This window comes from Acetomicrobium sp. (genome assembly GCF_059026225.1).
The window spans coordinates 202,825-225,149 of sequence record NZ_JBWQOQ010000007.1; the positions used below are offsets into that span (position 1 = coordinate 202,825).

A 22,325-nucleotide genomic window follows, 5' to 3' on the forward strand; every position below is an offset into this window, starting at 1 on the left:
AAAGCAAAAGGAGATAGAGGTGATTAATTAACAGTGATAAATACGATATGTTTGGTTTCAAAGATCATTTTAACATTTTAAGGAGGGTTTTTTATGAAAAGGCGTTTGGTGGGCGTAATTATTGGGTTAGTTATTTCGATAGTGTTCATTAATACGGCCTCAGCGGCAACTACTCTTAAAATTGCATTTAACCAAGATAAAAGTCACCCTCAGTATATTGCAATGGAGCAGTTCGGAAAAATTTTGAAGGATAAGACGAAAGGAGAGTACGAGGTTCAGATATTTCCAAATGAGCTTCTTGGAGCGCAAAAAGAAACACTTGAAATGGTTCAATCTGGGACAATCGCTATGGCTATTGTAGCTAATGCACTACTTGAAAACTGGAATTCCGATTTTGCCGTTTTTAATCTTCCATATATGTTTGAAAGCGTTGATGAGCAAAAAGCGATTGTAAACAATCCTGAGATTGTTGGGGATTTGTATCGTTCTCTAGAGCCACATGGAATTAAAGTCTTAGCTGCGTTTCATGGTGGTGTACGGAATGTTTATTGTAAAAAGCCAATAAATTCACCTAGTGACCTTAATGGACTGAAGATTCGAGTAATGCAATCGGATACAATGATTTCTATGATGAATATGATGGGTGGTACAGGTATCTCAATGGGGCAAGGTGATGTTTATACAGCAATTCAGACGGGAGTAATCGATGGGGCTGAAAACAATGAACTGATATACAACTCTCTTTTGCATTACGAGGTAGCGCCTTGTTATAGTTACACCAAGCATTTAATGCAGCCAGACGTACTTACGATTAGCACTGAGGTTTGGAATTTGCTTCCAGATAATGTGAAGGCAATTTTTGAGGCAGAAATACCAAAAGCTATTGATCTTGAGTACAGTTCTTTTGATGACGCTGTGAAAACTGCGCTTGCGAATGTTAAATCGAAATGCGAAAATTTAGTTATTACTTATCCAGACATAACACCTTTTCAGGAAGCTGTGGCACCTCTAACAGAGTCCAAACTTACCACTCCAGCTGCGAAGCAAATATATAAGCAAATTTTGGAATATAGAAGTTCTCGCAATTAAGAAACTCACTAGCGATATTGTGTAAAAAATGTAATCGTGATTAATTTTTAACTGACAACTCAAACTCCATGGCTATTTAATTGTTTTTGGAGTTTGAGTTGTCCTTGAAAAGGGAGTTGGTTCCATGTTGCGAATTCTTAATATGATGCAACAAATACATGTTTTGTTAAGAAAAATTCTAGCAGGAGTTTGCGTGGTGGTAATGGTTGCGCTAGTTTGTGCTGTTACATGGCAGGTTTTTTCAAGATATGTCTTAAGCAATCCAAGCAGTATTACTGAAGAGTTGTCGACCATATTGTTTGTGTGGATGGTACTTCTCTCGGCAGCATACCTTTTCGGAGAAATAGGTGGACATATGAATATGGGAGTTATTTCGGATAAAGCGAAGGGAAAAAAGAAGTTGGTGCTTGATATCTTAAGTCAAATTGCAATACTTTGGTTTGCTGTTTTTGTGCTTATTAGAGGCGGTAGTGTGGCCGTTATTAACTGTATGAAGCAAGTAAATTCAGCCATTCCGTCTATAACAATAGGCCAAATATATATCGCATTACCAATTTGTGGATATGTTACAGCATATTTTAGTGTTTTTTTCATATTAAAAGATATATTTGCATGTTTTATTAATAGTCATAATCATTGAGGAAGGAGAAATTCATATGATAGAATATGCTTTTGAAGTCGGGATAATTCTTGTTATATTAATTTCTGTCCTACTTTTGATAGGGACTCCTATAAGCATAAGTATGGGAATTGGAGCAGTAGCAGCATGCTTTGTCGTTTTTCCAAGCCCAAAGGTTGCAGTGACAGCGGCTCAGCGTATATACTCTGGTATAAACTCCTTTTCTCTCCTCGCAATTCCATTTTTTGTCTTAGCAGGCAATATAATGAACAACGGTGGCATAGCGCAACGATTAGTTAACTTTGCAAAATCCCTTATAGGTTCTATTCCTGGAGCGTTAGCGCAAGCGAATATTGTTGCAAATATGTTTTTTGGATCGGTTAGTGGCTCTGGGGTTGCAGCAGCAGCAGCAATCGGAGGCATCCTTGATCCCGTAGAGAGTAAGGAAGGATATGACAAACGTTATTCTGCGGCAGTTAACATAGCTTCTGCACCTTGCGGAATGCTTATACCACCGAGTAATATTTTCATTGTTTATTCTCTAGCGTCGAGTGGTGCTTCTATAGCTGCTTTATTTATGGCTGGATATATTCCAGGAATATTGTGGGGTGTTGGTTGCATGATCGTTGCTTATTATTATGCAAAGAAGCGCGGTTATAAACCGAGTCCTATTTTGGGAGCTCGTGCGAAACTTAAAACATTTGTAGATGCTATTCCGTCTTTATTTTTAATAGTAATTATAGTAGGCGGTATTCTTGGTGGAGTATTTACAGCAACTGAAGCAAGTTGTATTGCTGTCGTATATTCTTTACTTCTTTCTCTCTGTTACAAGCAATTGACTTGGAGAATTTTATATGATGCATTTTTGAGCTCGGTTAAAACTAGTGGGATGATAATTTTTATGATCGGTGTTTCATCTATTCTTAGCTGGATAATGTCTTTCACGGGAATACCGACATTTATTGCAGAAGGTTTTTTGAGTCTTACAGACAGTGGAGTCCTTATCCTTCTTATGATGAATATAGTTCTCCTTATTATGGGTTGTATAATGGATCCTACGCCAGCAGTATTAATTTTCACTCCTATATTTTTGCCAATCGCAGTAAAACTTGGTATTAATCCTATTCACTTTGGTGTAATAATGGTTTTTAATCTCTGTGTTGGCACTATTACACCTCCAGTTGGACCGATACTTTTTACGGGTTGTAAAATAGCCGACCTGAAAATAGAAAACGTGTTTAAACATCTCCTACCGTATTTTATAGTAGAAATTGCAATACTTCTTTTAATAACTTTCGTTCCAGTGTTGTCCATGTACATACCGACTGTTGTTGGTCTTGTAAAGTAGTTGTAAGTCGGGTTAGGATTATTGATAGAATCCTTTATACTGTATAATCCGATAGAAGTATGGTGTAATAAAGAGGCTTAAAAAATACTCTAAAACATAGGTATTTGTTAAATTGAGTATATTTATGATTTGCTAATGTATTGTTTATGATAGTTATAACTTGGTCAGGTCATTATCTCTCGTAAGTGGAGTGGATTATTTAGGATACCTTGACATATAGAATCACGGATCCATTAAAAGCGGGATCCCGCTTTTATCTGCGGACTCCTAATAGGAGGAAATCATGAAGATCACGATCGCACCGGAGATCTTGGAAAATTATCCCGGCACTCACATAGGCTGGCTTTATGCTCATGTGATCGTAGAGGCAAAAAATGACTACGTTGAAGCCTTAAAATCAGAGCTGCCGCGGATCCTTCATGAATATGGGCTGTCTAAAACAGAGGAGCTGTCAAAACATCCGAGGATCGCCAATTGGCGGAAAATCTACAGCGCCATGGGCGTCAAGCCCAGCAGCTACCGTTGCTCTTTGGAGGCGCTTTTAAGGCGCGTGATTAAGGGTGAAAACATTTGGAACGTTTCAAGCGTGGTCGATTGCTATAACTGTGTTTCTGTCATGACGCTGCTTCCCATGGGAGCTTATGATGCCTATAAACTTAAAGGAGACCTCACCCTGAGGTACGGAAGAGAAGGAGAAGTATTCCTTCCCCTCGGATCTGGCGAGGAAATTCCCGTCAAAGAAAGCCACATTGTCTATGCCGATGAAGAAAAGATTTGCTGTTGGCTGTGGAATCACCGCGACAGCAGGTTGTGCGCCGTTACGACCGATACAAAAGAGGCGTACTTTTTCGTCGATGCAGCCCAGGAATCCGACGCACGGGACGTAGAAAAAGCTTTGGACCTACTTTCCCGTCATCTTGAGGCAATTGGATGCAAGGTCAAGGCAAAGGGAATTATAAACAAAGCTACGCCACAGGCAAGTGTCATCAATAGCTCGTTAGGTTGCTAGAATCGGCCGTACACATTTGGGTTCAAGAGCTTCCGTTAGCACGGCAACTATCCTCAGAGCCTTGCGGAGTGGATCATGTTCCTTCTTTAAAGCTCTAAGAAAGTTCTTTATTCTTGAGTCCATTTCATGCGATACATCTTTGTGAGGGGCAAAATATCCTTTACCCCAAAAAGGAGGGGCTTCTCATGCGGCTGGAGTTGCATAAAGTGAAGGTGCGCGACGTCCGGTGGGGCGACGCCACCAAGGTTGAAGGAGGAGTCTTGTACGTGGACAAGACATCCGCCTTAGAGGAGGTAAAAGACGACGCTTTCGCCAAGGCTCGATCTTGCAACTGGCAAGGCCCGGCGAAAGCACTAGAATCATCCCCGTGAAGGACTGCATCGAACCAAGGGTAAAGCTATCTGGTGGAAATGGAAAGGAATACTTCCCCGGCTTTTGTTCGCCCATGCAAAGGGCGGGCAGTGGTGCGACGCTCGTGCTTGACGGAGCGGCGGTTGTGACGCGCGGGTCCATTGTGGCCTTCCAGGAAGGGTTCATCGACATGAGCGGGAGGGAGCGCGCTACACTCACTTTTCTAAGACCAACAACGTAGTGCTCGTCGTAGAGCCCGTCGAAGGCCTTGATAAACATAAAGTACTGAAGCCGCCCTGCGCATCGCAGGGTTAAAACTTGCAACTTATTTAGCTCGAGCCTGCAAGGATTCAAAGGCCGATGAAGTGGCAACTTTCGAAAAAGGTTCCACCGCAGAAGAAAGCGCGAAATACCCCGACCTTCCAAAGATACTGTACGTATGCATGTCCATAGCCCAGGGGTTGCTTCACGACACATACGTTTACGGCGAAGACATCAAATTGAGCTTTCCTTTTTTACTTCACCCAAACGAGGTGCTCGACGGTGCCTGTCGTATCGGGAAACTGCGTTTCGCCTGCGACAAAAACACGACCTACCATCACGTAAATAACCCTGTCGTCTGTGACCTCTACGAACGTCACGGCAAAGACTTGAACTTTCTTGGCGTCTGTCATATCGCCCGAAAGCACCGTTTTAGCGGGGGAAGGTGAGAAACGCACTTATGAGTGCCGCCATAGGAGTTGAGCTTGGTGCCGACGGAGTGGTCATAACCGAAGAAGGCTACGGCAACCCCGACACGGACCTTTGTCTGACGGCCAAATATTTCGAGGAAGCCGGCATCAAGGCGGTCCGTAATTTCCGACGAAAGCTGCGGGCACGGGGACGGCAAAAGCCAAAGCTTGGCCGACGCCACGCCCGAGATGAATGCATTCGTGTCTACGGGAAACGTCAATGAGATGATCGTGTCGTCCCACCGATGGAAAAAGATAATCGGCGAAGCCGAGGCCATAGCATTGCTGGTCGGGCGGTTCCGCCGAAAGCTTGCGTGAAGACGGCTCCATGTACGTTGAGCTTCAATCTGTCATCGGTTCGACCGTAGAAATAGGCTACGGCAACGTAGGCTGCGAATGGGTATAAGGGGGTCTATGGCTTACCGTGTGGTTCACTATATAAACCAATTTTACGGAGGAAAGGGAGGAGAAGAAGTTGCCGATTTCAAGCCCTCTCGAGCAAGGTCCCGTCGGGCCGGGGTTCTTGGAGCTTCAAAAGTTGTTCGGCGACGAAGCAAGGGCCATAGGCACCATCATCTGCGGCGACGGCTACTATGCCGAACACATCGAAAAAGCCCGTGCCGAGTGTTTAAAGATCGTTGAAGAGCTAAAACCAGACCTTTTCATAGCAGGTCCAGCTTTTAACGCCGGCCGATACGGAGTGGCTTGCGGCTACATCTGCGCGGCCGTAGTAGAACGTTTAGGCATACCTTCCGTGACGGGGATGTTTCCCGAAAACCCAGGCGTAGAGCTTTACTCAAAGCAAATCTTCATCGTTAAAACCGCAGACAGCGCCAGGGGCATGAGAGAAGCGTTGACAAACATGGCGCGCCTCGGCCTTAAACTATTGAAGCGTGAGCCGCTTGGTTCGGCCTTCGAGGAAGGCTATATCCACCGCGGCATACGCAAAAACTTCTTCAAGGAAAAAAGAAGGTCGCTTCGGGCCATTGATATGTTGCTACAAAAGATAGCAGGACAAGAGTTTCGCACGGAATACGAGATGCCCGTATTTAAAAAGATCCCTCCGGCGCCTCCAATAAAAGATCTAAAGCACGCCACCATCGCTTTGGTCACATCGGGCGGGATCGTTCCCAGGGGCAACCCCGACAGGCTTCGCGTTTCTTCGGCAGAAAGCTACGCCAAATACGATATCTCAGGCCTCGACGACTTGACCCCAGAAAACTTCGAGTCCATCCACGGGGGATACGATCGAATGTGGGCAAACGTTGACCCCGACGTTGTTCGTACCCCTAGACGTTATGCGGGAGCTTGAAAGAGAAGGGGCATTTAACAAACTTCATCCTTATTTATATACGACCACGGGAACGGGAACGTCCGTCGTAAACGCCGAGCGCTTCGGTCGAGAGATAGGTCACGAATTAAAAGAGGCAGGCGTGGATGGCGTAATTTTAACCTCCACCTGAGGAACCTGCACCCGATGCGGCGCATCGATGACTAGGGAAATCGAAAGGGTGGCACAAATTCCGGTGGCGCAGATCGCGACGATCGTGCCTATCATGCTCACCGTGGGGGCAAATAGGATCATCCCGGGCGTTGCAATACCTCACCCCTGTGGGTGACCCCGAGGCAGGTCCTGAGGAAGACAAAAAGGTCAGGAGAAAGCTGGTGCTTAGGGCCTTGAAGGCCTTACAGACCGAGATATTCGAACAGACGATATTTGATTCGGATTGAAGTTGCTTTTTACCTGAAGCAGGTGACGCGTTGGTGTTTAAAAACTAATTATCGATTACGCCCTGGATACGCATCATTATTTGGTCGTAGTTCATTATGATGTATATTCCAGGTGCCGTAGAAGCTACGGCAAGTATCCAGTCATACCAAGCAAGTGACACAATAAAACTTCTTTTCAAGATAAACCCTCCTTAACTATTTATTGAAGATTAATTTATGAAGACAAAGGTCATATTAACCCCAACTTATATCAACGAAACCTCAAGATTTCGTGGTATTATTCTCCTGACAACTCATGCAAGAAGGGAGGTCTCGCTCATGACAGCTGCATCTGGTCGCCGATGAGGCCGATGGGAATGCGGGTCACGCATTCGTGTACCTATGTATGATGCATGCGCTCGTCCTTCGGGTCATAGGGACGGAGTGGGACCTCCTACTTACCTCCTGCGTGTTTAGCCGTTCACCTATAAAATCCCACTCTATTTCTGAAGCGACGAGATGCTTAAACGCTCCATCTAAGCGGGTGCGTCGATGCTTGGAATTTTGTTTCCTTTTAAACTTTTAGAAAGGTGGGATTGAAGTGCTTAAAACTTTGAGTCGAGCGCTGACTTCGCGTACCGGTCCGATCTTGACGGGCATTGCAGTTGGCATACTTGCGCCGCTTTTGACCTTCTGGGCAATCCTGGAATATGGGAATCTGCGTCGCCTGCTTTGCCCGCGATATTGCAGGGGCCCTAGGACTTCATCGGGCAGCAACGGTGCAGTACATACGACCCGAACTTGCCGGGTTCGTATTGGGCTCCTTCGTTTCTTCCTTGATATACGGAGAATATAAGCCAAGGACAGGGTCTTCCCCGATAGTTCGCTTCTTCTTGGGATTTTTTGCCATGATTGGGGCATTGGTGTTCTTGGGATGTCCCTGGAGGGCATACATTCGCTTGAGCGCTGGAGACTTAAATGCCATACCGGGCATCGTGGGGCTGTCCATAGGGATCATCATTGGCATAGCGTTTCTGTGGCACGGTTTTAGCTTAGGTCGCAATTACCCGGCTAAAAGGGCATTAGGCTACATAATGCCGGCCGTTGCTGTGACGCTTATCGTCTTTGTGCTGCTTCGGCCAAACTTTGGCCCCAAAGAGACGTCCGCCATCTTCTTTTCGAGGGAAGGCCCCGGTTCTATGGCAGCACCTGTTGCACTCTCGCTTTTTGTAGGCCTTCTTGTCGGGTTTTTGGCCCAGCGGAGCCGATTCTGTACCGTCGGGGCCTTGCGCGACCTCATCATGTTTAAGGATTTTCACCTCTTCAATGGGATTTTATCCTTTATCGTCGCTGCTTTCATTACTAACGTGCTTCTTGGCCAGTTCAAGCTCAGCTTTGAAGGACAGCCCGTATCCCACACGAACACTTTGTGGAACGCCATGGGGATGGTGCTTTCGGGCCTTGCATTCACCCTTGCAGGGGGCTGCCCCGGAAGGCAGTTCATCATGAGCGGTGAGGGCGACGGTGATGCGGCTGTGTTCATCCTTGGGATGCTTTTTGGTGCCGCCACGGCCCATAACTTTAGCTTGGCCAGCTCGCCCGCGGGCCCCGGTGCTTACGGACCGGCAGCAACGATCGTCGGCATCGTGTTTTGCCTTTTTGTGGGCTTTTCGATGAAAGAGAAAATTTAAAACGCAGAAGAGGTGAATGAAATGGCTGAAACAATAGAGCTCGATGCCAGAGGTCTTTCCTGCCCGCAGCCTGTCATCGAGACGAAAAAAGCCATCGAAAAGATGAGCAGCGGTGAAATTCACGTGTTGGTTGACACGATGACCTCGGTAATGAACGTCAGCAGGTTTGCCAAAAACCAAGGTTGGACGGTCAATTATGAGGAATTGCCCGAGGGCGGATTTAAGATTGTTTTAAGAAAGTAACGTTTCACCTGTAGCCGGCTTGGAGGTTGTCCTTCATGTCGGCTAACTTTATAATTGATCTTGGTAGTTGTCAAATGCACATTGCAAAGGAGGTTATATTCATGAAAAAGGAAATATCCGGCGTGACGATCGAATGCGTAAAAGGAGATATAGTGAAACAACCCGACGTAACCGCTATCGTCAATGCTGCCAATGCCTGGTTAAGGATGGGTGGAGGAGTTGCAGGCGCCATTCACAGGGCTGCCGGGCCCGGTCTTGAAGAAGAATGCCGCCCACTTGCGCCCATAAAACCCGGACAGGCGGTAATTACGGGAGGACACAACCTTCCAAATAAATACGTCATTCACTGTCTCGGCCCACGTTACGGGATAGACAAACCTGAAGACAAGCTTTTGGCAGATTGCTACAGAAATGCATTAAAATTGGCAGATGAACATCGAAATAGATTCCATCGCCTTCCCGGCCATTTCCACGGGCATATTTGGCTATCCGGTCGAAGAGGCGGCAGAAGTTGCCCTAAAAACGGTCAAAGAGGTAATCACCAACACTCAAACATGTAAAGCTCATTCGATTTGTGCTTCACAGTGACTTTGACCTCAAGGTTCACGAGAAAGTGCTGGAAAGCCTGTAGGCTACTTAGAATAAGCGGCTTAACATCGGGCTTCTTTGCTATATAGGCCTTCGAGTGTTATTGTTTTGGAGCGGAATGTATAGCAAATTACATTATTAACGATTCGGGATTTCCTAAGCGAGCATAAGAAACTAGCATTACGAGAAGTTATAGTTTCGCTGTAATGGTAGATTGGTAATAGAACGAGATGAAGATAGTTGCTTTGTTTCCGCTAATAGCGAGGTTGCTTTGTTTCAAGGCGTCTCAAGGCTAACCAGTGGAGGAGTTCTGGTAAACTTTCATGAGGCCATTTGGTTGCACATAGTTGATTTCTTAGAGAGCAGATGGGCTAATTTTTGAGCATTGAACGTTGGGGATATTTCCGCTTATCAAATCCCCCCAAAGGTCCTTCAAATTTTCTTTAAGTTCTTCCAGCGCTTCTCCTTGAGCCCAGTAATCGGGGAACTCTTCGAAATAACCGACACACATACTGCCATCTTGCCAATATATAAATTTTTGCTTCATTGACCATCGGCCTCACTTTATCCCTTTTATCATGCAATAGCGAAAATTACTTAGACATAGGCAGCCTCACTGACCATATCATAACAACCAAGCTAATTTTAGGCATCCTAAAAGAGTTTAATCAGAATTTCCAAAATTTTGTTATAGAATATAATGTAATGATTAAGGGAGGTAGTTCCTGCGAGGAGGAAATGTAGTGCAAGAAATTTGGTATGTTTTTAAGGACAATAAATTCCTTTTGTGTCGTTCTTTCGAACCAAGGCTTTTGACCTCTTGCGATGTTGGGGCACTTTCTGGGTTGTTGATAAATAAAGGAACTGTCGTAATAGGCGATCGTGATAAAGGCAAGGTCATCAACGAATTTTGGGGAGAAATGGCCCATAACGCTGCAGTCCCGGGAAACATGATTACCATGGGATTGCGCGAAGTGGGATCGGCTTTTGGGCGAAGAAGTCTTTTATAAAGCTGCAAGGGCATTTCAGTTGATGAAGTGGTACGGGCATCATTTATTTTGCATGTCCTGTGGCGGTAGGCTAAAGCCTTCGCCATTTGACAACGGAAAAATTTGTCCCTCCTGTGGGGCAATCTTTTATCCTCCCGTGACGCCTGCCATTATAGTGGCAGTTGAAAGGGAAGGAAAAATACTTCTTGCAAGAAACGCCAACTTTCCCCCCGGCCGATATAGCGTAATCGCGGGGTTTGTCGAGCCTGGGGAAAGCTTTGAGGATGCGGTCAGGCGAGAAGTAAAAGAAGAAGTTTCCGTAGAAGTAAAAAACATCCGTTATTTTGGAAGCCAACCGTGGCCATTTCCTCACACGATCATGGTTGGTTTTACTGCTCAGTGGGCTTCGGGAGAAATAAAGCCGGACGGTAGGGAGATCCTGGATGCCCGGTGGTTCGCCCCTGATGAATTGCCCGATATCCCATCAGGCATCAGCATATCGCGCAAGCTCATAGATCATTTTAGGCAATATAGTATCTGATCCCCCGAAATTCAAGATTCAAGATCTGACCCTCCTAGCTTCTAGGATTACTAAAAGTTCCAAAACTTTCTTGATGTGATCTAGGACAATAGGGTCTAAGTCTTTGAGCATTTCACTAACATAATCGGTGTAACGTTTGATGATTTTTGAAACCTCATTTACACCTTTATCGGTAATTCTTATGTAGCAAACCCGACCGTCTACCGGTGAAGGTTCTCTAAAAACATAGCTTTTGTTTTCCAACCGATCTATGATTTTACTTGTTCCACTTTTCGTGATGTTCAATTTTTTCGCCATTTCTAGTACTGTGATATCATCGTATTCACATAATTTTTTCAATGCTATAAATTCAATAAATGATAAATCTCCGCAATATTTACCGCCAAGGCCTTGACTTCCGAAACACCACGATAACTCCTGGATTAAATTATAAATATCAAACATTATTCTATTCACATTTTTCCTCCTGCACGGCAATATTGTTTACATTATTTAGAAAATTTTACCAACAATAGTTTCCATTGTCAACTAGAAAGCACCTTTATTTCAAATAGTGTGGAAAGCTTCAAGCGGTGAGAACTCACACATCATCTTTCTGACATAGACCTCCGTGTTTTTTAAGCCAAAGGAGATTCGTTTTAGCATTTTAGCATTCGTGCTCCATCCTTCGGCATAGGTATTGGTAATCTTTTTGTTGAAATAGTCCTTGACATCCAAAGTAAAATTGTATAAGATTCAACCACAAAGAGTTAGTCATCACTAACTATAAATTCTATGTGGTCCCTTTCCTTGATTAAACTACACACTCAGCACCTACGGGAAAGGAAATGACTAACCTTGAGGTTAGTCATGGCTAACTCACAATGTACCTGTACAGCCTCTGGGCGAGCATGAAGAAGAGTCGATGAAAAAATAGTAGTAAAGGAGGATGGAAGTGGATGAAAATTCGATTGAAGGCGATATTGGCAATTTTGGCGGTCTTTCTATTTTCTGCAGCAACAGCGTATGCACATACCCCGATACTATACGTAGAAGACCTGAAAGATGGAACAATCTATGTGGAAGGAGGGTTTTCCGATGGATCCTCTGCTGCTGGCATAAGGATCTATCTGGTGGAGGATTTTGTCTTTGAGGGAAACACCTCAGTTCGAGATGAGTATTTGGAGGCCCTGTTTGCGAGTGAGCTTTCGGAAAGGGCAGCTTACTTAGAAAAACTTGGATGCAAAATTGATGGCCACGGCAAGGATTTCAGCTATTCAGATTTGAAACCTGAATTATTTGAGAAAAAACTCATTATATTCCAATCTCAGCTCGATGAACACGGCGAACTGGTTCTGAGCAAACCCGAGGGCAAGTATCTGGTAGTTTTCGATGCGGGCCCGGGTCATGTGGTCGTCAAACAAGGCCCCGAGCTTACAGGCGCGGAAAAAAAGAGTATCTTAAATAAAGCGGCAAAGGAGACGAACGTGAATGGCTAAAATATGCAGGTTTTTTGAAAAAGTTCTGTTTGCTGTATCGTTGAGTCTTGCGATTGTTTTGGCGTATTCCGCCTCTTCCATGGCACATTTTCAAATGATCTTGCCTTCGGATGACATCATAGAAGAGGGCGAAAGCAACGAAATCGATCTCCAGATAATATTCACTCACCCTGCAGAGGCTCATTACACTATGAACATGGAAAAACCGCTTAAATTTGGGGTTTTTCACAAGAAGAAAACACAAGATCTCACCGATGGGCTTAAGGATTTCGAGTTTCATGGAGCAAAGTCTTGGAAGAGTAAATTTGTGGCAAAGGGTGGGGGCGACTTCGTGTTTTATCTTGTGCCGCGCCCCTATTACGAAGACATGGAACAGACTTACATAACCCAATACACCAAGCTTGTTGTGAATAACGCAGGATTTCCCACTGACTGGGACGCAGAGCTTGGCCTGGATGCTGAAATTGTACCGCTTTGCAAGCCCTACGGCCTTTGGACGGGCAACGCCTTTCAGGGCATGGTAAAGCACAAAGGCAAAGCTGTTCCCTTTGCTGAAATTGAAGTGGAAAGACTTAACGCAGGAGCCTTCAGTGACCTTGTATGCCCAGGTCAAAGATATCCGTCATCCGCGCATGTGACTCAAGTTATTAAAGCAGATGAAAATGGAATTTTTACTTACGGGATTCCAAAGGCCGGATGGTGGGGATTTGCCGCTCTCATGGAGGGCGAAAAGATAGATGGCAAAGACCATGAGGTTGGTGCCGTCATTTGGGTAAGGGCTTATGACATGGAGTAATTGCTAAAGCCTTTTTTGCCGGGGCATCCTTCTCTTTGTAGGATGCCCCCTGCCATTTAGAGGTGGTCATATATGAAGGAGGCTCAATATGGATATAATGCGACTTGTCGATAATGAACGGGAGAGACTTTTAGAGGAGACGCAAACGGAACCGGCCAAGTTGGTGACTATAGCCTACTATCGCAAGGCTGTAGAGGTGTTCGATAAGTGCGCAGTTAGAGAAAGTCGCTGGAAAGAAAGTTTAAGTGTCAAAATAGATCGCGTGGTGCTCAACCGTTTTCTCGGACCACTCGTCCTGGCCGGCGTGTTGTACCTTTTATACTATTTGAGCATCGGTAAAGGCTATCAGCTGACTAACTACACATGGCCTTTGCTTGCCGCTTTTCGGAATTTTGTGGCTCAACTATTGCCGGGTGAGGGAATTCTTTTTGACCCGACGCTGAGAACCATTATTTTAAGCGTTCTTGACGGGCTTTTAGCCGTCATAAACTATGTCCCGATATTTGCAATGCTCTTCAGTATCGTTGCAATACTAGAGGATATTGGATACGTGCCAAGAATGGCCTTCATCATGGACAGGGTGCTCCGCCAATTTGGTCTGCACGGGCAGTCCGTATTTCCCATGGTATTGGGCGGAGTCGTAGTTGGTGGATGCGCTGTTCCTGGTATCATGGCCACACGAGGGATTAAGGATCAGCGAGCGCGACATGCCACAATTCTGATAATTCCACTTCTGAATTGCCTGGCGAAGACACCTCTTCATATACTCCTGATAGAGGTGTTTTATAGCGCGCACAAAAGATTTGCGATCACTTTTATATCTACTATTAGTTTAGTAATAGCTTTAACAGTGAGCAAGGTGCTGTCCCTCACAGTGCTAAAAACCAAGGAAGTGGCTCCATTTGTAATGGAAATGCCTCCCTACCGGATTCCTACTGTTTCGGGAGTAGTTCAGCGCTGTTGGGAACGATTGTGGTTATTCTTTCGAAAGATCGTTTCTGTCGTCCTTTTAGTTATGATCATAGTATTTGCTCTTACCAATTTGCCAGGCCTGAATGCCGCCAAGAGAGATGCGTATTCCCGGGAATCAGCCCAAATGGTTGAAAATTTGCTCGCATCAGTGGGTGAGGACTCACCTTACGCCCATATCCTGGCAGGTGAAGGTTTGGTGGAGCTGATCAATTTCAGCAATAAGTTCGATTCCGCGAAGAAAGCTGCAAGGAGTGAAGCCGGACTGGAAAGAGTTCACCGGAATTTTGAGGCCAAGAATTCTGAATTTTACAAGCTGGTTAACAGAGGGCGATTTAAGTCAAAAGGAGCGATGGAAATTGACAAAGAAGCCGCGAGAGTTTCCAAGGCATACCGTTCCTTTGAAAGGGAAAGAAAAATCCTAAGGTCGCAATTGCGGGATGATGTCATAGTTCACAGCGCATTGGGCATGGTTGGGAAGGTCGTCGAGCCCGTCACCAAATATGCAGGGTTTGATTGGAGAGTTAATATAGCGCTCATCAGTTCTTTCGCAGCCAAAGAAAGCAGCGTTGCGACTTTAGGAGGCATTTTTGGTCTCGGTACTGGTGACAGATTGGAAGAAAGCGTAGGCAAAGGCGCCCTTGGCTGGACTGATTTGCATGCCCTAGCATTAATGGTCTTCATGGTAGTTTTTCCGCCCTGTATTCCAACATTGTTGGCTGTAAAGATGGAGACAGGAAGCACGCTGTGGATGTTGGTATCGGCCTTATATCCTGTTTTGCTGGGCCTTTTGTTGGCCACCACCATATTCACGGGCGGAAATGCGCTAGGTCTGACGGGAGTGCAAGCCATGGGCGGCTTTTATGCAATTTTTGTCATTTTAATGTTTGTTCTCGCGATGATTAGAGGACCTGGAAGCTACTTGGATGATTAGAGAGTTTTGCAAGGAGGAATTTTACGTGGAAAACAAGGATAGAACCGTTGTGCCGCTTACAATGCTTCCACCTGGCGTCAAGGGACGTGTAGTCAATATCGGAAGCTACGGCAAAGGCCTTGCAATGCGCGTGTCAAACATGGGGCTTTACGATGGCATAGAAGTCAAAGTGTTAAATTCATCACGGGCAGGCCCCGTGCTACTGCAGGTAAAAGACTGCACTATTGCCCTGGGCAGGGGCATTGCGAACAAAATACTTGTAGCCAGAGAGGATTGATATCACATGACTGATACAGTACGATTGAATACTCTGAAGCCCGGCGACAAGTGCCTCATCATGGAAATCAAGGCTACAGGCATCACCGGGCAACGATTGATGGATTTGGGCCTTATCCCTGGAGTTGTAATAGAAGTTGTGCGAAATGCACCTTTAGTCGACCCTGTTCAATTGCTTGTCAGGGATAACCACATTAGCATCCGCCATTCAGAGGCAAGAGAAATTGGGGTGATTCTCTTATGACAGAAATAGTCGTAGCAGTGGCAGGTCAGCCAAACTCGGGCAAGTCAACGCTTTTCAACATGTTGACAGGCATGCGTCAATTTGTGGCAAATTACCCGGGGGTGACTGTAGAAAAACGGGTAGGACGGATGAACTACAAAGGATATAAATTTATGCTGGTGGATCTTCCCGGTACTTACAGCATGACTTCTTACAGCCTGGAAGAAAGGATTGCGAGAAACTTTTTGCTCAAAGAAAGGCCTGATATTGTCTTGGATGTCGTGGATGCGTCAAATCTTGAGCGCAATCTCGTGCTCACCTTTCAGCTTCTAGAGATGAAGATACCGATGGTAGTGGTGCTCAACATGATGGATGCGGCAGAAAGCGCAAGGATAAAGATAGATGTCAATGGCCTGAGCGAAGAGTTAGGGGTAAAGGTCGTTCCGACCATGGCAAAAAGGGGCGTGGGCAAGGCAGAACTTTGCGATGCTTTGCTCGATACCTATCAGTTGGCGGGAGATATCAATGACTTTCGACTTGACTACGGGCCTCAACTCAATCGTTCACTCAACGTACTGCAAGAAGCTTTGGCCGACGACGAAAGAGCATCGGCTTATGACTTACGGTGGCTTGCCGTCCGCCTGATTGCAGGAGACGAGGAAGTCAGTAAATTATTTACCGGTTCGTTAGCCTAATAGAGGAGTCCGAAACATATGTGGGGAACCGTAATTGCTGCGGTCAGTGGCTTGCTGGCATTATGCCTGTTTGTACGTAAGTTCAAGAAGTTGCATGAGTGCGAAAATTGTGTCAATCGCGAAGGATGTGCCTTTTGCAGTGGCTTTTGCAATGAAGAAAAGAAACGCAAATCTTACTCTGAAGGGCATTAATTCTTACAACAAGGCACTCAGCTTTTTATGATTTGCACTTAGAATCTTTACACTTAGCAACATGCCCTTTGAGCGCATCAAAACTTTCATCACTGATGACATGCTCGATTTGGCAGGCATCTTCTACAGCCCTTTCCCTGTCAACGCCTAATTGCATGAGCCAGTTCGAGAGTAAGGTGTGTCGTTCATAAATGGCTTCTGCAATTGAGCGCCCCTTATCAGTTAGCGTGATGTAACCATCGCTGTCCATTTTTATGCATCCGTTTTCGCGCAACTTTTTCATGGCAACGCTCACGCTGGCCTTGCTGAAACCAAGCTCCTTTGCAATGTCTATAGAACGGACGGAACCCTGCCGTTTAGTTAAGATCAAAATGGTTTCCAGATAGTTTTCCGCTGATTCCCGTATTTTCAATGTAACGCCTCCCGTAAAGGTCAAATATTGTCAGTTGTAAAATATCATATTTTCATACCAAACACAATTCTCAACGTCGTCGCTACTACGACCATATAACAAAAGAAAGAACCATTACCTTTTGATGTGTCTCTTTTGGTCATTCCACTTTATAGCACAGCTGCTATAATAATTTTGTTTGCAAATAACGGGCGGGCACAGCTTTAGGAAAAGAATATTTGCTGCCTTGAGAGATTTCACAGGGCAGATCTTTCTCTAACGGGAGAAAAAGATGTATTACGGCGAATTCAAAGCCCCAAAAGGGATCATAAAGGTTTCTTTAAAGTTAGACGGAGACAGCATATCGGAAATTCGGATAAGCGGGGATTTTTTTATGTATCCTGAAGAGGCGCTTGACGAGCTTGAAGGAAGACTCGTCGGCGTAAGTGCCGATAGGGAAAGCTTGCTGGAAGCGTTGGAGAAATTTTACTCTGAGACGAAGGTTGAAACGCCCATGATCGAACCAAAACACTTCGTTGAAGCGATAATGAGATCTTTGAGGGGATAAGATATGAAAAGCTGGAGATTGCTGCCATTAAGAGTGGACGAACCTTTTTACAGCATGGCCATAGACGAGGCGATTTTAAGGTTAAAGGCCGGCGGGAAGTCGCCTAATACCTTGAGATTTTGGAGGTGGCAACCATCGAACTGTATCGCTTGGGGTATTTTCAGAGCGTTAATCGCGAAGTTGACCTTGAAGTAGCTAAAAAACGCGGGGTGGCAGTTGTAAGGCGCATCACTGGCGGAGGAGCCGTGTTTCACGACCAAGACGGCGAGCTTACCTATAGCGTCGTTTGTGGGCAAAATGACGTCCCAAGGGACATCGAAAAGTCTTTTGAGGCAATTTGCGAAGGGCTCATAAGAGGCTTCAAACGTCTCGGCCTTGACGCATGCTTTAGCCCCCTAAACGACATCTCGGTAGGAAGCAAAAAGATCTCAGGAAGCGCGCAGACCAGGAAATGGAGATGCGTATTGCAACACGGCACCATACTCATAGATCCTGATATAAGGCTCATGTTTGAGCTTTTAAGGGTAAGCCCTGAAAAAATCACGGACAAGTTCATCTCTTCCGCTTACGAGCGGGTGACGTCAATAAAACGGGAACTTGGCGAAAAACCGAGTTTTGAAGAGGTAAAAGAAGCGATGAGGCTCGGCTTTGAGGAGTCCTTTGGCGTTAGTTTCGAGGAAGGAGAGCTGTCTTCCGAAGAAATTAGTTTGGCCAAAGAGCTGATAGAAAAATACGCCTCTTACTGAGTGGTTAATGAAGCGATGAATGATACCATGCAGACGAAAGACGCGTTTTTAAAAAAATTCAACCGCAGCAAAAAGTTCTACGCTTACTATCCTTACCCCAAGTTTCCTTCGGTTTCCATAACCGGGAAAGCTTGCGCGATGAACTGCAAGCACTGCGGGCGGCAATATTTAAAACACATGGTTTCCTGTCCCAGCCCAGAGGAGCTTTACCGAAAATGTCTTGGTCTTTGACAAAAAAGGCTTTAAAGGCGTCCTTGTAAGCGGTGGTTATAACAGTAACGGGTGGGTGCCTTTGGAAAGCTTCGTCGATGTCTTTGGCGCGCATCAAGCGTGAAACAAACCTTAGCGATAAACGTCCATTGCGGCCTCGTGCCGGACGAGCTTGCCTGCGATCTCGGCAAGGCGGGCATAGACGTAATATCCTTTGATCTCATAGGAGCTGACGAGTCCATAAAAGAGGTAATAGGAATCGAAAAAAGGGTCGAGGATTATGAGCGCTCGCTGGATGCCTTGGTCGACATCTGTTTCATCCGTTGTGCCCCACATCACGATAGGCTTGCACGGGGGCAAATTATTGGGCGAAGAAAGGGCGCTTGAAATCGCAAGCTCAAGAACGATAAGCGCACTAGTGTTTTTAGTGCTCGTGCCGACGGCCGGTACCGCCTTTGAAAAGGCCCGCCCTCCTGTGGCAGAAGAAGCCGGAAAGCTCATTTCTGCCGCCCGGCTTAAAAGGCCCGATATTCCCATAATGCTTGGCTGCATGCGACCGCGGCTCCTCGAGTATGAAATTTCAGCCCTTAATGCCGGCGTTGACGGGATCGTGATGCCAAGGCAGGAAACGCTCAAAGGCGCAAAGAGCCTTGGTCTGATCGTGCAAAGCGTTGAAGGATGTTGTGCGGTTCCGCTCAGGTTTGGAGGATAAAAATGGTTAAGTATATAAGAGTAGCTCTCGGAACGGGTGTCCTTTTGGGTTTTTGCAAGGCCAAACTTGAAGTTGCTCCGACTACGGCTCATCTTCTCACTTATTTTGAGGGAAAGTGTTTGGCCAATTGCAAGTTTTGCCCCCAGGCGAGGGAAAGTTTTTCGGACCAAAAGATGCTCTCGAGGGTGGAGTGGCCAAAGCTCGAGCTTGAGGGCGTCATCGAATCGCTAAGAACGAGCGATCACGGCTTTAAAAGGATATGCGTTCAGTCAGTTAATTACGCAGGGGTCGTAGAAGATCTCACTAGAAATAGTTTCAAGGATAAAAGGGAGCGTGCGACCTTCCCATATCCGTTGCATGTCATCCTCTTCCGAGTCAAGATATAAAGCGCTTGGCAGACGCCGGGGCAGAACGCATCGGGGTTGCCCTTGACGCGGCGCACGCCAGAACTTTTTGAAGCCATAAAGGGCAAGGGTGCGAATTCGTTTTATTCCTGGCGGACTCATTTGCGCGCCCTCCAGGAGGTAAAAAAGATAGTTGGCAAGGCAACCACCCACCTGGTAGCCGGCCTGGGCGAAAGCGAAGAGGAGATGATAAGGACTATCCAAGTTCCTGCACGACCAAGGTATAACTGTGGGGCTTTTCGCCTTTACGCCAATAAAGGGGACGCCTTTGGCCAAAAACTCTAGCCCCGATGTATCCGCTTACAGGCGGGTTCAGCTTGCCCATTACTTGATCGCAAACGGCTTTGGCAGGGCAGAAAAGATGAAGTTTGAAAATGGCAGGGCAATCAGCTTTGGCGTGGACGAAAATACGTTAGAACTTGTGGTAAACAGCGGCGCGCCCTTCATGACTTCGGGATGTCCCGGGTGTAACAGGCCCTTTTATAACGAATCGCCCCTGCGGTCCCATCTACAACTATCCCGAGAAAGCCCACGGAAGGACGAGATCGAAATCGATCAAAGAGTGAACTCGGCCTTGCGGGTCAGATATTAATTGACTATTTCGCCTTCTAAGGTTTATATTCCTTGCCGGCTTGGGGGATGAACTTCCATCTGTAGGCGCCGTCCAAACTTATATAGCTTGAAATGCCCTTCATGGAAAGTTCTTCCAATCTGACCGAAAATGACAGGGCTTCAAACCTTGAAAAGCCGTCGGCGAACCTTTCGACTACGCGTCCTATCTTTACGTCGCCAAGAAACACGGGGTCGCCGATTTTCACTTCATCAAGCGATAATACCCCGCCAAAGCCGTAATGCGGTACGCCTCCGTCTAAAATTCCCATTCCATTACCGACGAAGACCGGCATTCCGACAAAAGGACCAATGCATGTGTTTGGGCCTTCCGCTAAGACGGATCGTGGTTTTAAGGCCACAACCTTTCCCATAAATGCAGATAGTTTTAGTGCGTTCGTTGCGGGTAAGCATGCTACACCGCGTCTTTTTTGACGTTGAATCCGTGTCGTTTGATTTTCCTTCAAATATCAACGTGAATTGGAAGGCCTCCTCTTGCCCTGAGCAGATTATCGCACGGCCTTATTTCCACGTGCAAATGACGATCCGTCCAGGTATCAAAGTGGCCATTTCTTATCATTTCACCTAGCGGCTCACCCACATTTACGTAATCGCCTACCATAACGCTGGGTTTAACGTGAAGTATGCGAACGAGATACTCGGAACTGATCGGTGTTTCGATGGCGATCAGATATTCTTTCGTAGGCATCTGAAATTGCTTCGTCTTCGGAGCGGAAAATTCATAAATATATCTAACCCTACCCTCTACTGGAGAAGGCGCTTTTGAAGAAAGAGGGTAAATATCAACAGCTCGATGCTCGAAATGCGCCAAGTAAGGACTGTTGAAAAAAGACACCCTGCTTTGACGCGGAGCATAGATTTTTATCCCACAGGAGGCAGCAATTTTTATCATCTGCTCTCACATCCCCCTTTTGTAGCTGATACTGATTATACTTGATATGAGCCTGTTCAAAAATAAAGCAGAATCTGTTAAGCTCATTTAAAGGGGTGATGTCATTGGAGACGGTTTCTTTGCTTAAATGATCTTTCAGGCGTGGACGGGCCCTCAGGGTACGAAGATGAGGCGCTAAAGCTCATCGAAGAAAAAATAAAACCTTACGCGGACGTTTTAAAAACAAGCAGGCTTAATACCTTAATAGCTCTAAAACGCGGCGAGGGCACAAAAAAACTCGGGATATTCGCACACGTCGATGAGTTAGGTTTTGTCGTCGCCAAAGTAGAAGAAAGAGGTTTTATAAGGCTTGAGCCCATCGGCGGTGTCGATCCCAAAGTCGTTTTGTCCCAGCGGATAAAGATATTTACGAAGCAAGGCGTTGTTTCAGGCGTCGTTGGCTTTCTTCCCCCGCACCTTCAAAAGGAGGACCAAAGAGGGAAAGTCCCCAGCTTCGATGATATTTTCGTAGATGTTTCATGTTCATCCTTGGGAGAACATGTGAGCGTGGGAGATATTTGCGTAATCGAAGGAGAATGTACTGAGCTTGGAAGCAAAGTCTCCGGCAAAGCCCTGGACAACAGGGCAAGCTGTGCCGCCTTGATCTTGGCCGCTCAGGAGCTTCAGGCTATCAAAAACAGGGCGGACGTTTACTTCATATTTTCAAGCCAGGAGGAGATCGCAGGTCCCGGGGCGGTTTCCGTGGCTTACGAACTTGGGACTGGATGAAGCCATAGTGGTAGACGTGACCCACGGAAACGAAAGGATGCCCTCAACTTCCCCAAATAAAGATTTCTGAGGGTCCCGCCTTAGCCGTTGGGCCCGTAATAAACAGGGAGTTTTACAAGGCCCTTTCCGATGTGGCGAAGCGTAACGGCGTGAAAATACAGCTTGAACCCACGCCGGGAAGGTCCGGCACGGACACGGACGAAGTACAAATTACCGAGGTCTGGCATCAAAACGGCTCTTGTTTCCATACCGCTAATGTACATGCACACGCCCGTTGAAGTAGCAGACCCCCGTGACATAGAAGAAACGGCAAGACTTCTTGCCTTGGCAAGCACCATATGAGGCGTGCGAGGAAAGAGGTGAAGGCGATGTACCTGAAGGAATTGACCGAGCTTGACGGCGTCTCGGGAGACGAGGGGCGCGTCAGGGATTTCATAAAAGAAAAAATAGAAGGCAAGGTCGACAGCGTAAAGGTGGATGTACTGGGCAACTTGATTGCCTTTCAAAAAGGGAACGAAATCAAAGAGGAAAT

The 22,325-nt window shown here is 46.1% G+C and carries 39 protein-coding genes and 3 pseudogenes; 35 read left to right on the plus strand and 7 right to left on the minus strand.

What is annotated here, in order from left to right; translation table 11 throughout:
* The first annotated feature begins 93 nt into the window (after positions 1-93).
* From AC5SXE_RS05145 to AC5SXE_RS05205, 13 genes and pseudogenes are all read left to right on the plus strand, one after another.
* Positions 94-1,089: a TRAP transporter substrate-binding protein gene (locus AC5SXE_RS05145; RefSeq protein WP_303881450.1), complete on the plus strand. Its 996-nt coding sequence runs from the start codon at positions 94-96 to the stop codon at positions 1,087-1,089.
* Between the two features lie 124 nt (positions 1,090-1,213).
* Positions 1,214-1,729, plus strand: a complete 516-nt coding sequence (locus AC5SXE_RS05150) for a TRAP transporter small permease (protein ID WP_303881453.1) — start codon at positions 1,214-1,216, stop codon at positions 1,727-1,729.
* A 16-nt stretch (positions 1,730-1,745) separates the two neighbouring features.
* Positions 1,746-3,056, plus strand: a complete 1,311-nt coding sequence (locus AC5SXE_RS05155; RefSeq protein WP_493916842.1) for a TRAP transporter large permease — start codon at positions 1,746-1,748, stop codon at positions 3,054-3,056.
* Between the two features lie 283 nt (positions 3,057-3,339).
* A complete protein-coding gene (locus AC5SXE_RS05160; RefSeq protein ID WP_493916843.1) occupies positions 3,340-4,065 on the plus strand; it encodes a B3/B4 domain-containing protein in 726 nt (241 codons plus the stop codon).
* Between the two features lie 185 nt (positions 4,066-4,250).
* Positions 4,251-4,436: a glycine/sarcosine/betaine reductase component B subunit gene (locus AC5SXE_RS05165; protein WP_493916844.1), complete on the plus strand. Its 186-nt coding sequence runs from the start codon at positions 4,251-4,253 to the stop codon at positions 4,434-4,436.
* A pseudogene (locus AC5SXE_RS05170) lies at positions 4,433-4,731 on the plus strand (glycine/sarcosine/betaine reductase component B subunit). The gene AC5SXE_RS05165 and the pseudogene AC5SXE_RS05170 overlap by 4 nt, the downstream one beginning before the upstream one ends.
* Complete coding sequence (locus AC5SXE_RS05175; RefSeq protein WP_493917280.1) at positions 4,719-5,126, plus strand: glycine/sarcosine/betaine reductase component B subunit; 408 nt, start codon at positions 4,719-4,721, stop codon at positions 5,124-5,126. The pseudogene AC5SXE_RS05170 and the gene AC5SXE_RS05175 overlap by 13 nt, the downstream one beginning before the upstream one ends.
* Entirely contained in the window at positions 5,123-5,371 is a 249-nt protein-coding gene (locus AC5SXE_RS05180) for a glycine/sarcosine/betaine reductase component B subunit (protein WP_493916845.1), read from the plus strand. The genes AC5SXE_RS05175 and AC5SXE_RS05180 overlap by 4 nt, the downstream gene beginning before the upstream one ends.
* A complete protein-coding gene (locus AC5SXE_RS05185; RefSeq protein ID WP_493916846.1) occupies positions 5,316-5,465 on the plus strand; it encodes a glycine/sarcosine/betaine reductase component B subunit in 150 nt (49 codons plus the stop codon). Before AC5SXE_RS05180 ends, AC5SXE_RS05185 begins: the two co-directional genes overlap by 56 nt.
* Positions 5,458-5,553 carry a hypothetical protein gene (locus AC5SXE_RS05190; protein WP_493916847.1) on the plus strand — a complete coding sequence of 32 codons (96 nt, stop codon included), beginning with the start codon at positions 5,458-5,460 and terminating at the stop codon, positions 5,551-5,553. The genes AC5SXE_RS05185 and AC5SXE_RS05190 overlap by 8 nt, the downstream gene beginning before the upstream one ends.
* 69 nt (positions 5,554-5,622) lie before the next feature.
* Positions 5,623-6,459, plus strand: a complete 837-nt coding sequence (locus tag AC5SXE_RS05195; protein WP_493916848.1) for a glycine/betaine/sarcosine/D-proline family reductase selenoprotein B — start codon at positions 5,623-5,625, stop codon at positions 6,457-6,459.
* Positions 6,446-6,766: a glycine/betaine/sarcosine/D-proline family reductase selenoprotein B gene (locus AC5SXE_RS05200; protein WP_493917281.1), complete on the plus strand. Its 321-nt coding sequence runs from the start codon at positions 6,446-6,448 to the stop codon at positions 6,764-6,766. The genes AC5SXE_RS05195 and AC5SXE_RS05200 overlap by 14 nt, the downstream gene beginning before the upstream one ends.
* On the plus strand, positions 6,741-6,878 hold the full coding sequence (locus tag AC5SXE_RS05205; protein WP_493917305.1) for a hypothetical protein: 138 nt from the start codon (positions 6,741-6,743) through the stop codon (positions 6,876-6,878). The genes AC5SXE_RS05200 and AC5SXE_RS05205 overlap by 26 nt, the downstream gene beginning before the upstream one ends.
* Before the next feature lie 44 nt (positions 6,879-6,922).
* Here the strand turns inward: AC5SXE_RS05205 and AC5SXE_RS05210 are convergent, their stop codons facing one another.
* A complete protein-coding gene (locus AC5SXE_RS05210; protein WP_493916849.1) occupies positions 6,923-7,057 on the minus strand; it encodes a hypothetical protein in 135 nt (44 codons plus the stop codon).
* 401 nt (positions 7,058-7,458) lie between these two features.
* Between AC5SXE_RS05210 and yedE the strand changes: the two are divergent.
* The 4 genes and pseudogenes from yedE to AC5SXE_RS05230 all read left to right on the plus strand — a co-directional run bounded on the left by yedE (position 7,459) and on the right by AC5SXE_RS05230 (position 9,379).
* A pseudogene (gene yedE / locus AC5SXE_RS05215) lies at positions 7,459-8,548 on the plus strand (YedE family putative selenium transporter).
* Positions 8,549-8,569: 21 nt separating this feature from the next.
* Positions 8,570-8,791: a sulfurtransferase TusA family protein gene (locus tag AC5SXE_RS05220; protein WP_493916850.1), complete on the plus strand. Its 222-nt coding sequence runs from the start codon at positions 8,570-8,572 to the stop codon at positions 8,789-8,791.
* A gap of 206 nt (positions 8,792-8,997) precedes the next feature.
* Positions 8,998-9,168, plus strand: a pseudogene (locus tag AC5SXE_RS05225) (macro domain-containing protein); the annotation flags it as partial.
* 52 nt (positions 9,169-9,220) lie between these two features.
* Positions 9,221-9,379, plus strand: a complete 159-nt coding sequence (locus AC5SXE_RS05230; RefSeq protein ID WP_493916851.1) for a macro domain-containing protein — start codon at positions 9,221-9,223, stop codon at positions 9,377-9,379.
* A 355-nt stretch (positions 9,380-9,734) separates the two neighbouring features.
* Here AC5SXE_RS05230 and AC5SXE_RS05235 read toward each other — a convergent pair whose 3' ends face one another.
* Complete coding sequence (locus tag AC5SXE_RS05235; RefSeq protein WP_493916852.1) at positions 9,735-9,926, minus strand: type II toxin-antitoxin system HicB family antitoxin; 192 nt, start codon at positions 9,924-9,926, stop codon at positions 9,735-9,737.
* Between the two features lie 196 nt (positions 9,927-10,122).
* Between AC5SXE_RS05235 and AC5SXE_RS05240 the strand changes: the two genes are divergently transcribed.
* On the plus strand, positions 10,123-10,389 hold the full coding sequence (locus tag AC5SXE_RS05240) for a hypothetical protein (RefSeq protein WP_493916853.1): 267 nt from the start codon (positions 10,123-10,125) through the stop codon (positions 10,387-10,389).
* Positions 10,367-10,909, plus strand: a complete 543-nt coding sequence (nudC, locus tag AC5SXE_RS05245; RefSeq protein WP_493916854.1) for an NAD(+) diphosphatase — start codon at positions 10,367-10,369, stop codon at positions 10,907-10,909. Before AC5SXE_RS05240 ends, nudC begins: the two co-directional genes overlap by 23 nt.
* 18 nt (positions 10,910-10,927) lie before the next feature.
* On the opposite strand, the gene AC5SXE_RS05250 is transcribed toward nudC, so the two are convergent.
* Both AC5SXE_RS05250 and AC5SXE_RS05255 read right to left on the minus strand, forming a co-directional pair.
* Positions 10,928-11,365 (minus strand): MarR family winged helix-turn-helix transcriptional regulator, encoded by a 438-nt coding sequence (locus AC5SXE_RS05250; protein ID WP_303881470.1) that lies wholly within the window; start codon positions 11,363-11,365, stop codon positions 10,928-10,930.
* 90 nt (positions 11,366-11,455) lie between these two features.
* Positions 11,456-11,626 carry a transposase gene (locus AC5SXE_RS05255; protein WP_433912614.1) on the minus strand — a complete coding sequence of 57 codons (171 nt, stop codon included), beginning with the start codon at positions 11,624-11,626 and terminating at the stop codon, positions 11,456-11,458.
* A 221-nt stretch (positions 11,627-11,847) separates the two neighbouring features.
* On the opposite strand from AC5SXE_RS05255, the gene AC5SXE_RS05260 reads away from it, so the two are divergent.
* From AC5SXE_RS05260 to AC5SXE_RS05290, 7 genes are all read left to right on the plus strand, one after another.
* Positions 11,848-12,387: a hypothetical protein gene (locus AC5SXE_RS05260; protein WP_433912613.1), complete on the plus strand. Its 540-nt coding sequence runs from the start codon at positions 11,848-11,850 to the stop codon at positions 12,385-12,387.
* Complete coding sequence (locus AC5SXE_RS05265) at positions 12,380-13,183, plus strand: DUF4198 domain-containing protein (protein WP_433912612.1); 804 nt, start codon at positions 12,380-12,382, stop codon at positions 13,181-13,183. Before AC5SXE_RS05260 ends, AC5SXE_RS05265 begins: the two co-directional genes overlap by 8 nt.
* Before the next feature lie 88 nt (positions 13,184-13,271).
* A complete protein-coding gene (locus AC5SXE_RS05270; protein ID WP_433912611.1) occupies positions 13,272-15,086 on the plus strand; it encodes a nucleoside recognition domain-containing protein in 1,815 nt (604 codons plus the stop codon).
* 25 nt (positions 15,087-15,111) lie between these two features.
* The gene (locus AC5SXE_RS05275) at positions 15,112-15,363 is read left to right on the plus strand and encodes a FeoA family protein (RefSeq protein ID WP_303881479.1); all 252 of its coding nucleotides are present in this window, start codon (positions 15,112-15,114) and stop codon (positions 15,361-15,363) included.
* A gap of 6 nt (positions 15,364-15,369) precedes the next feature.
* The gene (locus AC5SXE_RS05280) at positions 15,370-15,606 is read left to right on the plus strand and encodes a FeoA family protein (protein ID WP_433912610.1); all 237 of its coding nucleotides are present in this window, start codon (positions 15,370-15,372) and stop codon (positions 15,604-15,606) included.
* Positions 15,603-16,280 carry a FeoB small GTPase domain-containing protein gene (locus tag AC5SXE_RS05285; protein WP_303881485.1) on the plus strand — a complete coding sequence of 226 codons (678 nt, stop codon included), beginning with the start codon at positions 15,603-15,605 and terminating at the stop codon, positions 16,278-16,280. The genes AC5SXE_RS05280 and AC5SXE_RS05285 overlap by 4 nt, the downstream gene beginning before the upstream one ends.
* 18 nt (positions 16,281-16,298) lie before the next feature.
* Positions 16,299-16,472, plus strand: a complete 174-nt coding sequence (locus AC5SXE_RS05290; protein ID WP_303881488.1) for a hypothetical protein — start codon at positions 16,299-16,301, stop codon at positions 16,470-16,472.
* Positions 16,473-16,497: 25 nt separating this feature from the next.
* On the opposite strand, the gene AC5SXE_RS05295 is transcribed toward AC5SXE_RS05290, so the two are convergent.
* On the minus strand, positions 16,498-16,884 hold the full coding sequence (locus tag AC5SXE_RS05295) for a metal-dependent transcriptional regulator (protein WP_493916855.1): 387 nt from the start codon (positions 16,882-16,884) through the stop codon (positions 16,498-16,500).
* Between the two features lie 271 nt (positions 16,885-17,155).
* On the opposite strand from AC5SXE_RS05295, the gene lplB reads away from it, so the two are divergent.
* The 7 genes from lplB to AC5SXE_RS05330 all read left to right on the plus strand — a co-directional run bounded on the left by lplB (position 17,156) and on the right by AC5SXE_RS05330 (position 20,095).
* On the plus strand, positions 17,156-17,431 hold the full coding sequence (gene lplB / locus AC5SXE_RS05300; protein WP_303881492.1) for a lipoate-protein ligase small subunit: 276 nt from the start codon (positions 17,156-17,158) through the stop codon (positions 17,429-17,431).
* 125 nt (positions 17,432-17,556) lie between these two features.
* Complete coding sequence (locus AC5SXE_RS05305) at positions 17,557-18,177, plus strand: lipoate--protein ligase family protein (RefSeq protein ID WP_493916856.1); 621 nt, start codon at positions 17,557-17,559, stop codon at positions 18,175-18,177.
* Between the two features lie 330 nt (positions 18,178-18,507).
* Positions 18,508-18,774, plus strand: coding sequence for a hypothetical protein (locus AC5SXE_RS05310; RefSeq protein WP_493916857.1), 267 nt, complete (start codon positions 18,508-18,510; stop codon positions 18,772-18,774).
* Positions 18,752-19,099, plus strand: a complete 348-nt coding sequence (locus AC5SXE_RS05315; protein WP_493916858.1) for a hypothetical protein — start codon at positions 18,752-18,754, stop codon at positions 19,097-19,099. Before AC5SXE_RS05310 ends, AC5SXE_RS05315 begins: the two co-directional genes overlap by 23 nt.
* A gap of 2 nt (positions 19,100-19,101) precedes the next feature.
* Positions 19,102-19,485, plus strand: a complete 384-nt coding sequence (locus tag AC5SXE_RS05320) for a hypothetical protein (protein WP_493916859.1) — start codon at positions 19,102-19,104, stop codon at positions 19,483-19,485.
* Between the two features lie 42 nt (positions 19,486-19,527).
* Entirely contained in the window at positions 19,528-19,788 is a 261-nt protein-coding gene (locus tag AC5SXE_RS05325) for a hypothetical protein (protein ID WP_493916860.1), read from the plus strand.
* Positions 19,772-20,095: a hypothetical protein gene (locus tag AC5SXE_RS05330; protein WP_493916861.1), complete on the plus strand. Its 324-nt coding sequence runs from the start codon at positions 19,772-19,774 to the stop codon at positions 20,093-20,095. Before AC5SXE_RS05325 ends, AC5SXE_RS05330 begins: the two co-directional genes overlap by 17 nt.
* Before the next feature lie 16 nt (positions 20,096-20,111).
* Here AC5SXE_RS05330 and AC5SXE_RS05335 read toward each other — a convergent pair whose 3' ends face one another.
* Entirely contained in the window at positions 20,112-20,474 is a 363-nt protein-coding gene (locus tag AC5SXE_RS05335) for a hypothetical protein (protein ID WP_493916862.1), read from the minus strand.
* Between the two features lie 101 nt (positions 20,475-20,575).
* Complete coding sequence (locus AC5SXE_RS05340) at positions 20,576-21,025, minus strand: DUF8155 domain-containing protein (protein WP_493916863.1); 450 nt, start codon at positions 21,023-21,025, stop codon at positions 20,576-20,578.
* A gap of 141 nt (positions 21,026-21,166) precedes the next feature.
* Between AC5SXE_RS05340 and AC5SXE_RS05345 the strand changes: the two genes are divergently transcribed.
* Together AC5SXE_RS05345 and AC5SXE_RS05350 are read left to right on the plus strand one after the other, a co-directional pair.
* A complete protein-coding gene (locus tag AC5SXE_RS05345) occupies positions 21,167-21,793 on the plus strand; it encodes a hypothetical protein (protein ID WP_493916864.1) in 627 nt (208 codons plus the stop codon).
* A gap of 98 nt (positions 21,794-21,891) precedes the next feature.
* Entirely contained in the window at positions 21,892-22,071 is a 180-nt protein-coding gene (locus AC5SXE_RS05350; RefSeq protein ID WP_493917282.1) for a hypothetical protein, read from the plus strand.
* Positions 22,072-22,325: the final 254 nt, after the last annotated feature.

What these genes read in the sequence shown, in the direction of transcription:
- AC5SXE_RS05145 (WP_303881450.1), top strand. Translation starts at nt 94, where the DNA reads ATGAAAAGGCGTTTGGTGGGCGTAATTATTGGGTTAGTTATTTCGATA.
- AC5SXE_RS05150 (WP_303881453.1), top strand. Translation starts at nt 1,214, where the DNA reads ATGTTGCGAATTCTTAATATGATGCAACAAATACATGTTTTGTTAAGA.
- AC5SXE_RS05155 (WP_493916842.1), top strand. Translation starts at nt 1,746, where the DNA reads ATGATAGAATATGCTTTTGAAGTCGGGATAATTCTTGTTATATTAATT.
- AC5SXE_RS05160 (WP_493916843.1), top strand. Translation starts at nt 3,340, where the DNA reads ATGAAGATCACGATCGCACCGGAGATCTTGGAAAATTATCCCGGCACT.
- AC5SXE_RS05165 (WP_493916844.1), top strand. Translation starts at nt 4,251, where the DNA reads ATGCGGCTGGAGTTGCATAAAGTGAAGGTGCGCGACGTCCGGTGGGGC.
- AC5SXE_RS05220 (WP_493916850.1), top strand. Translation starts at nt 8,570, where the DNA reads ATGGCTGAAACAATAGAGCTCGATGCCAGAGGTCTTTCCTGCCCGCAG.
- AC5SXE_RS05230 (WP_493916851.1), top strand. Translation starts at nt 9,221, where the DNA reads ATGAACATCGAAATAGATTCCATCGCCTTCCCGGCCATTTCCACGGGC.
- AC5SXE_RS05235 (WP_493916852.1), bottom strand. Translation starts at nt 9,926, where the DNA reads ATGAAGCAAAAATTTATATATTGGCAAGATGGCAGTATGTGTGTCGGT.
- AC5SXE_RS05260 (WP_433912613.1), top strand. Translation starts at nt 11,848, where the DNA reads ATGAAAATTCGATTGAAGGCGATATTGGCAATTTTGGCGGTCTTTCTA.
- AC5SXE_RS05265 (WP_433912612.1), top strand. Translation starts at nt 12,380, where the DNA reads ATGGCTAAAATATGCAGGTTTTTTGAAAAAGTTCTGTTTGCTGTATCG.
- AC5SXE_RS05270 (WP_433912611.1), top strand. Translation starts at nt 13,272, where the DNA reads ATGGATATAATGCGACTTGTCGATAATGAACGGGAGAGACTTTTAGAG.
- AC5SXE_RS05280 (WP_433912610.1), top strand. Translation starts at nt 15,370, where the DNA reads ATGACTGATACAGTACGATTGAATACTCTGAAGCCCGGCGACAAGTGC.
- AC5SXE_RS05285 (WP_303881485.1), top strand. Translation starts at nt 15,603, where the DNA reads ATGACAGAAATAGTCGTAGCAGTGGCAGGTCAGCCAAACTCGGGCAAG.
- AC5SXE_RS05290 (WP_303881488.1), top strand. Translation starts at nt 16,299, where the DNA reads ATGTGGGGAACCGTAATTGCTGCGGTCAGTGGCTTGCTGGCATTATGC.
- lplB (WP_303881492.1), top strand. Translation starts at nt 17,156, where the DNA reads ATGTATTACGGCGAATTCAAAGCCCCAAAAGGGATCATAAAGGTTTCT.
- AC5SXE_RS05320 (WP_493916859.1), top strand. Translation starts at nt 19,102, where the DNA reads ATGGTTAAGTATATAAGAGTAGCTCTCGGAACGGGTGTCCTTTTGGGT.
- AC5SXE_RS05340 (WP_493916863.1), bottom strand. Translation starts at nt 21,025, where the DNA reads ATGATAAAAATTGCTGCCTCCTGTGGGATAAAAATCTATGCTCCGCGT.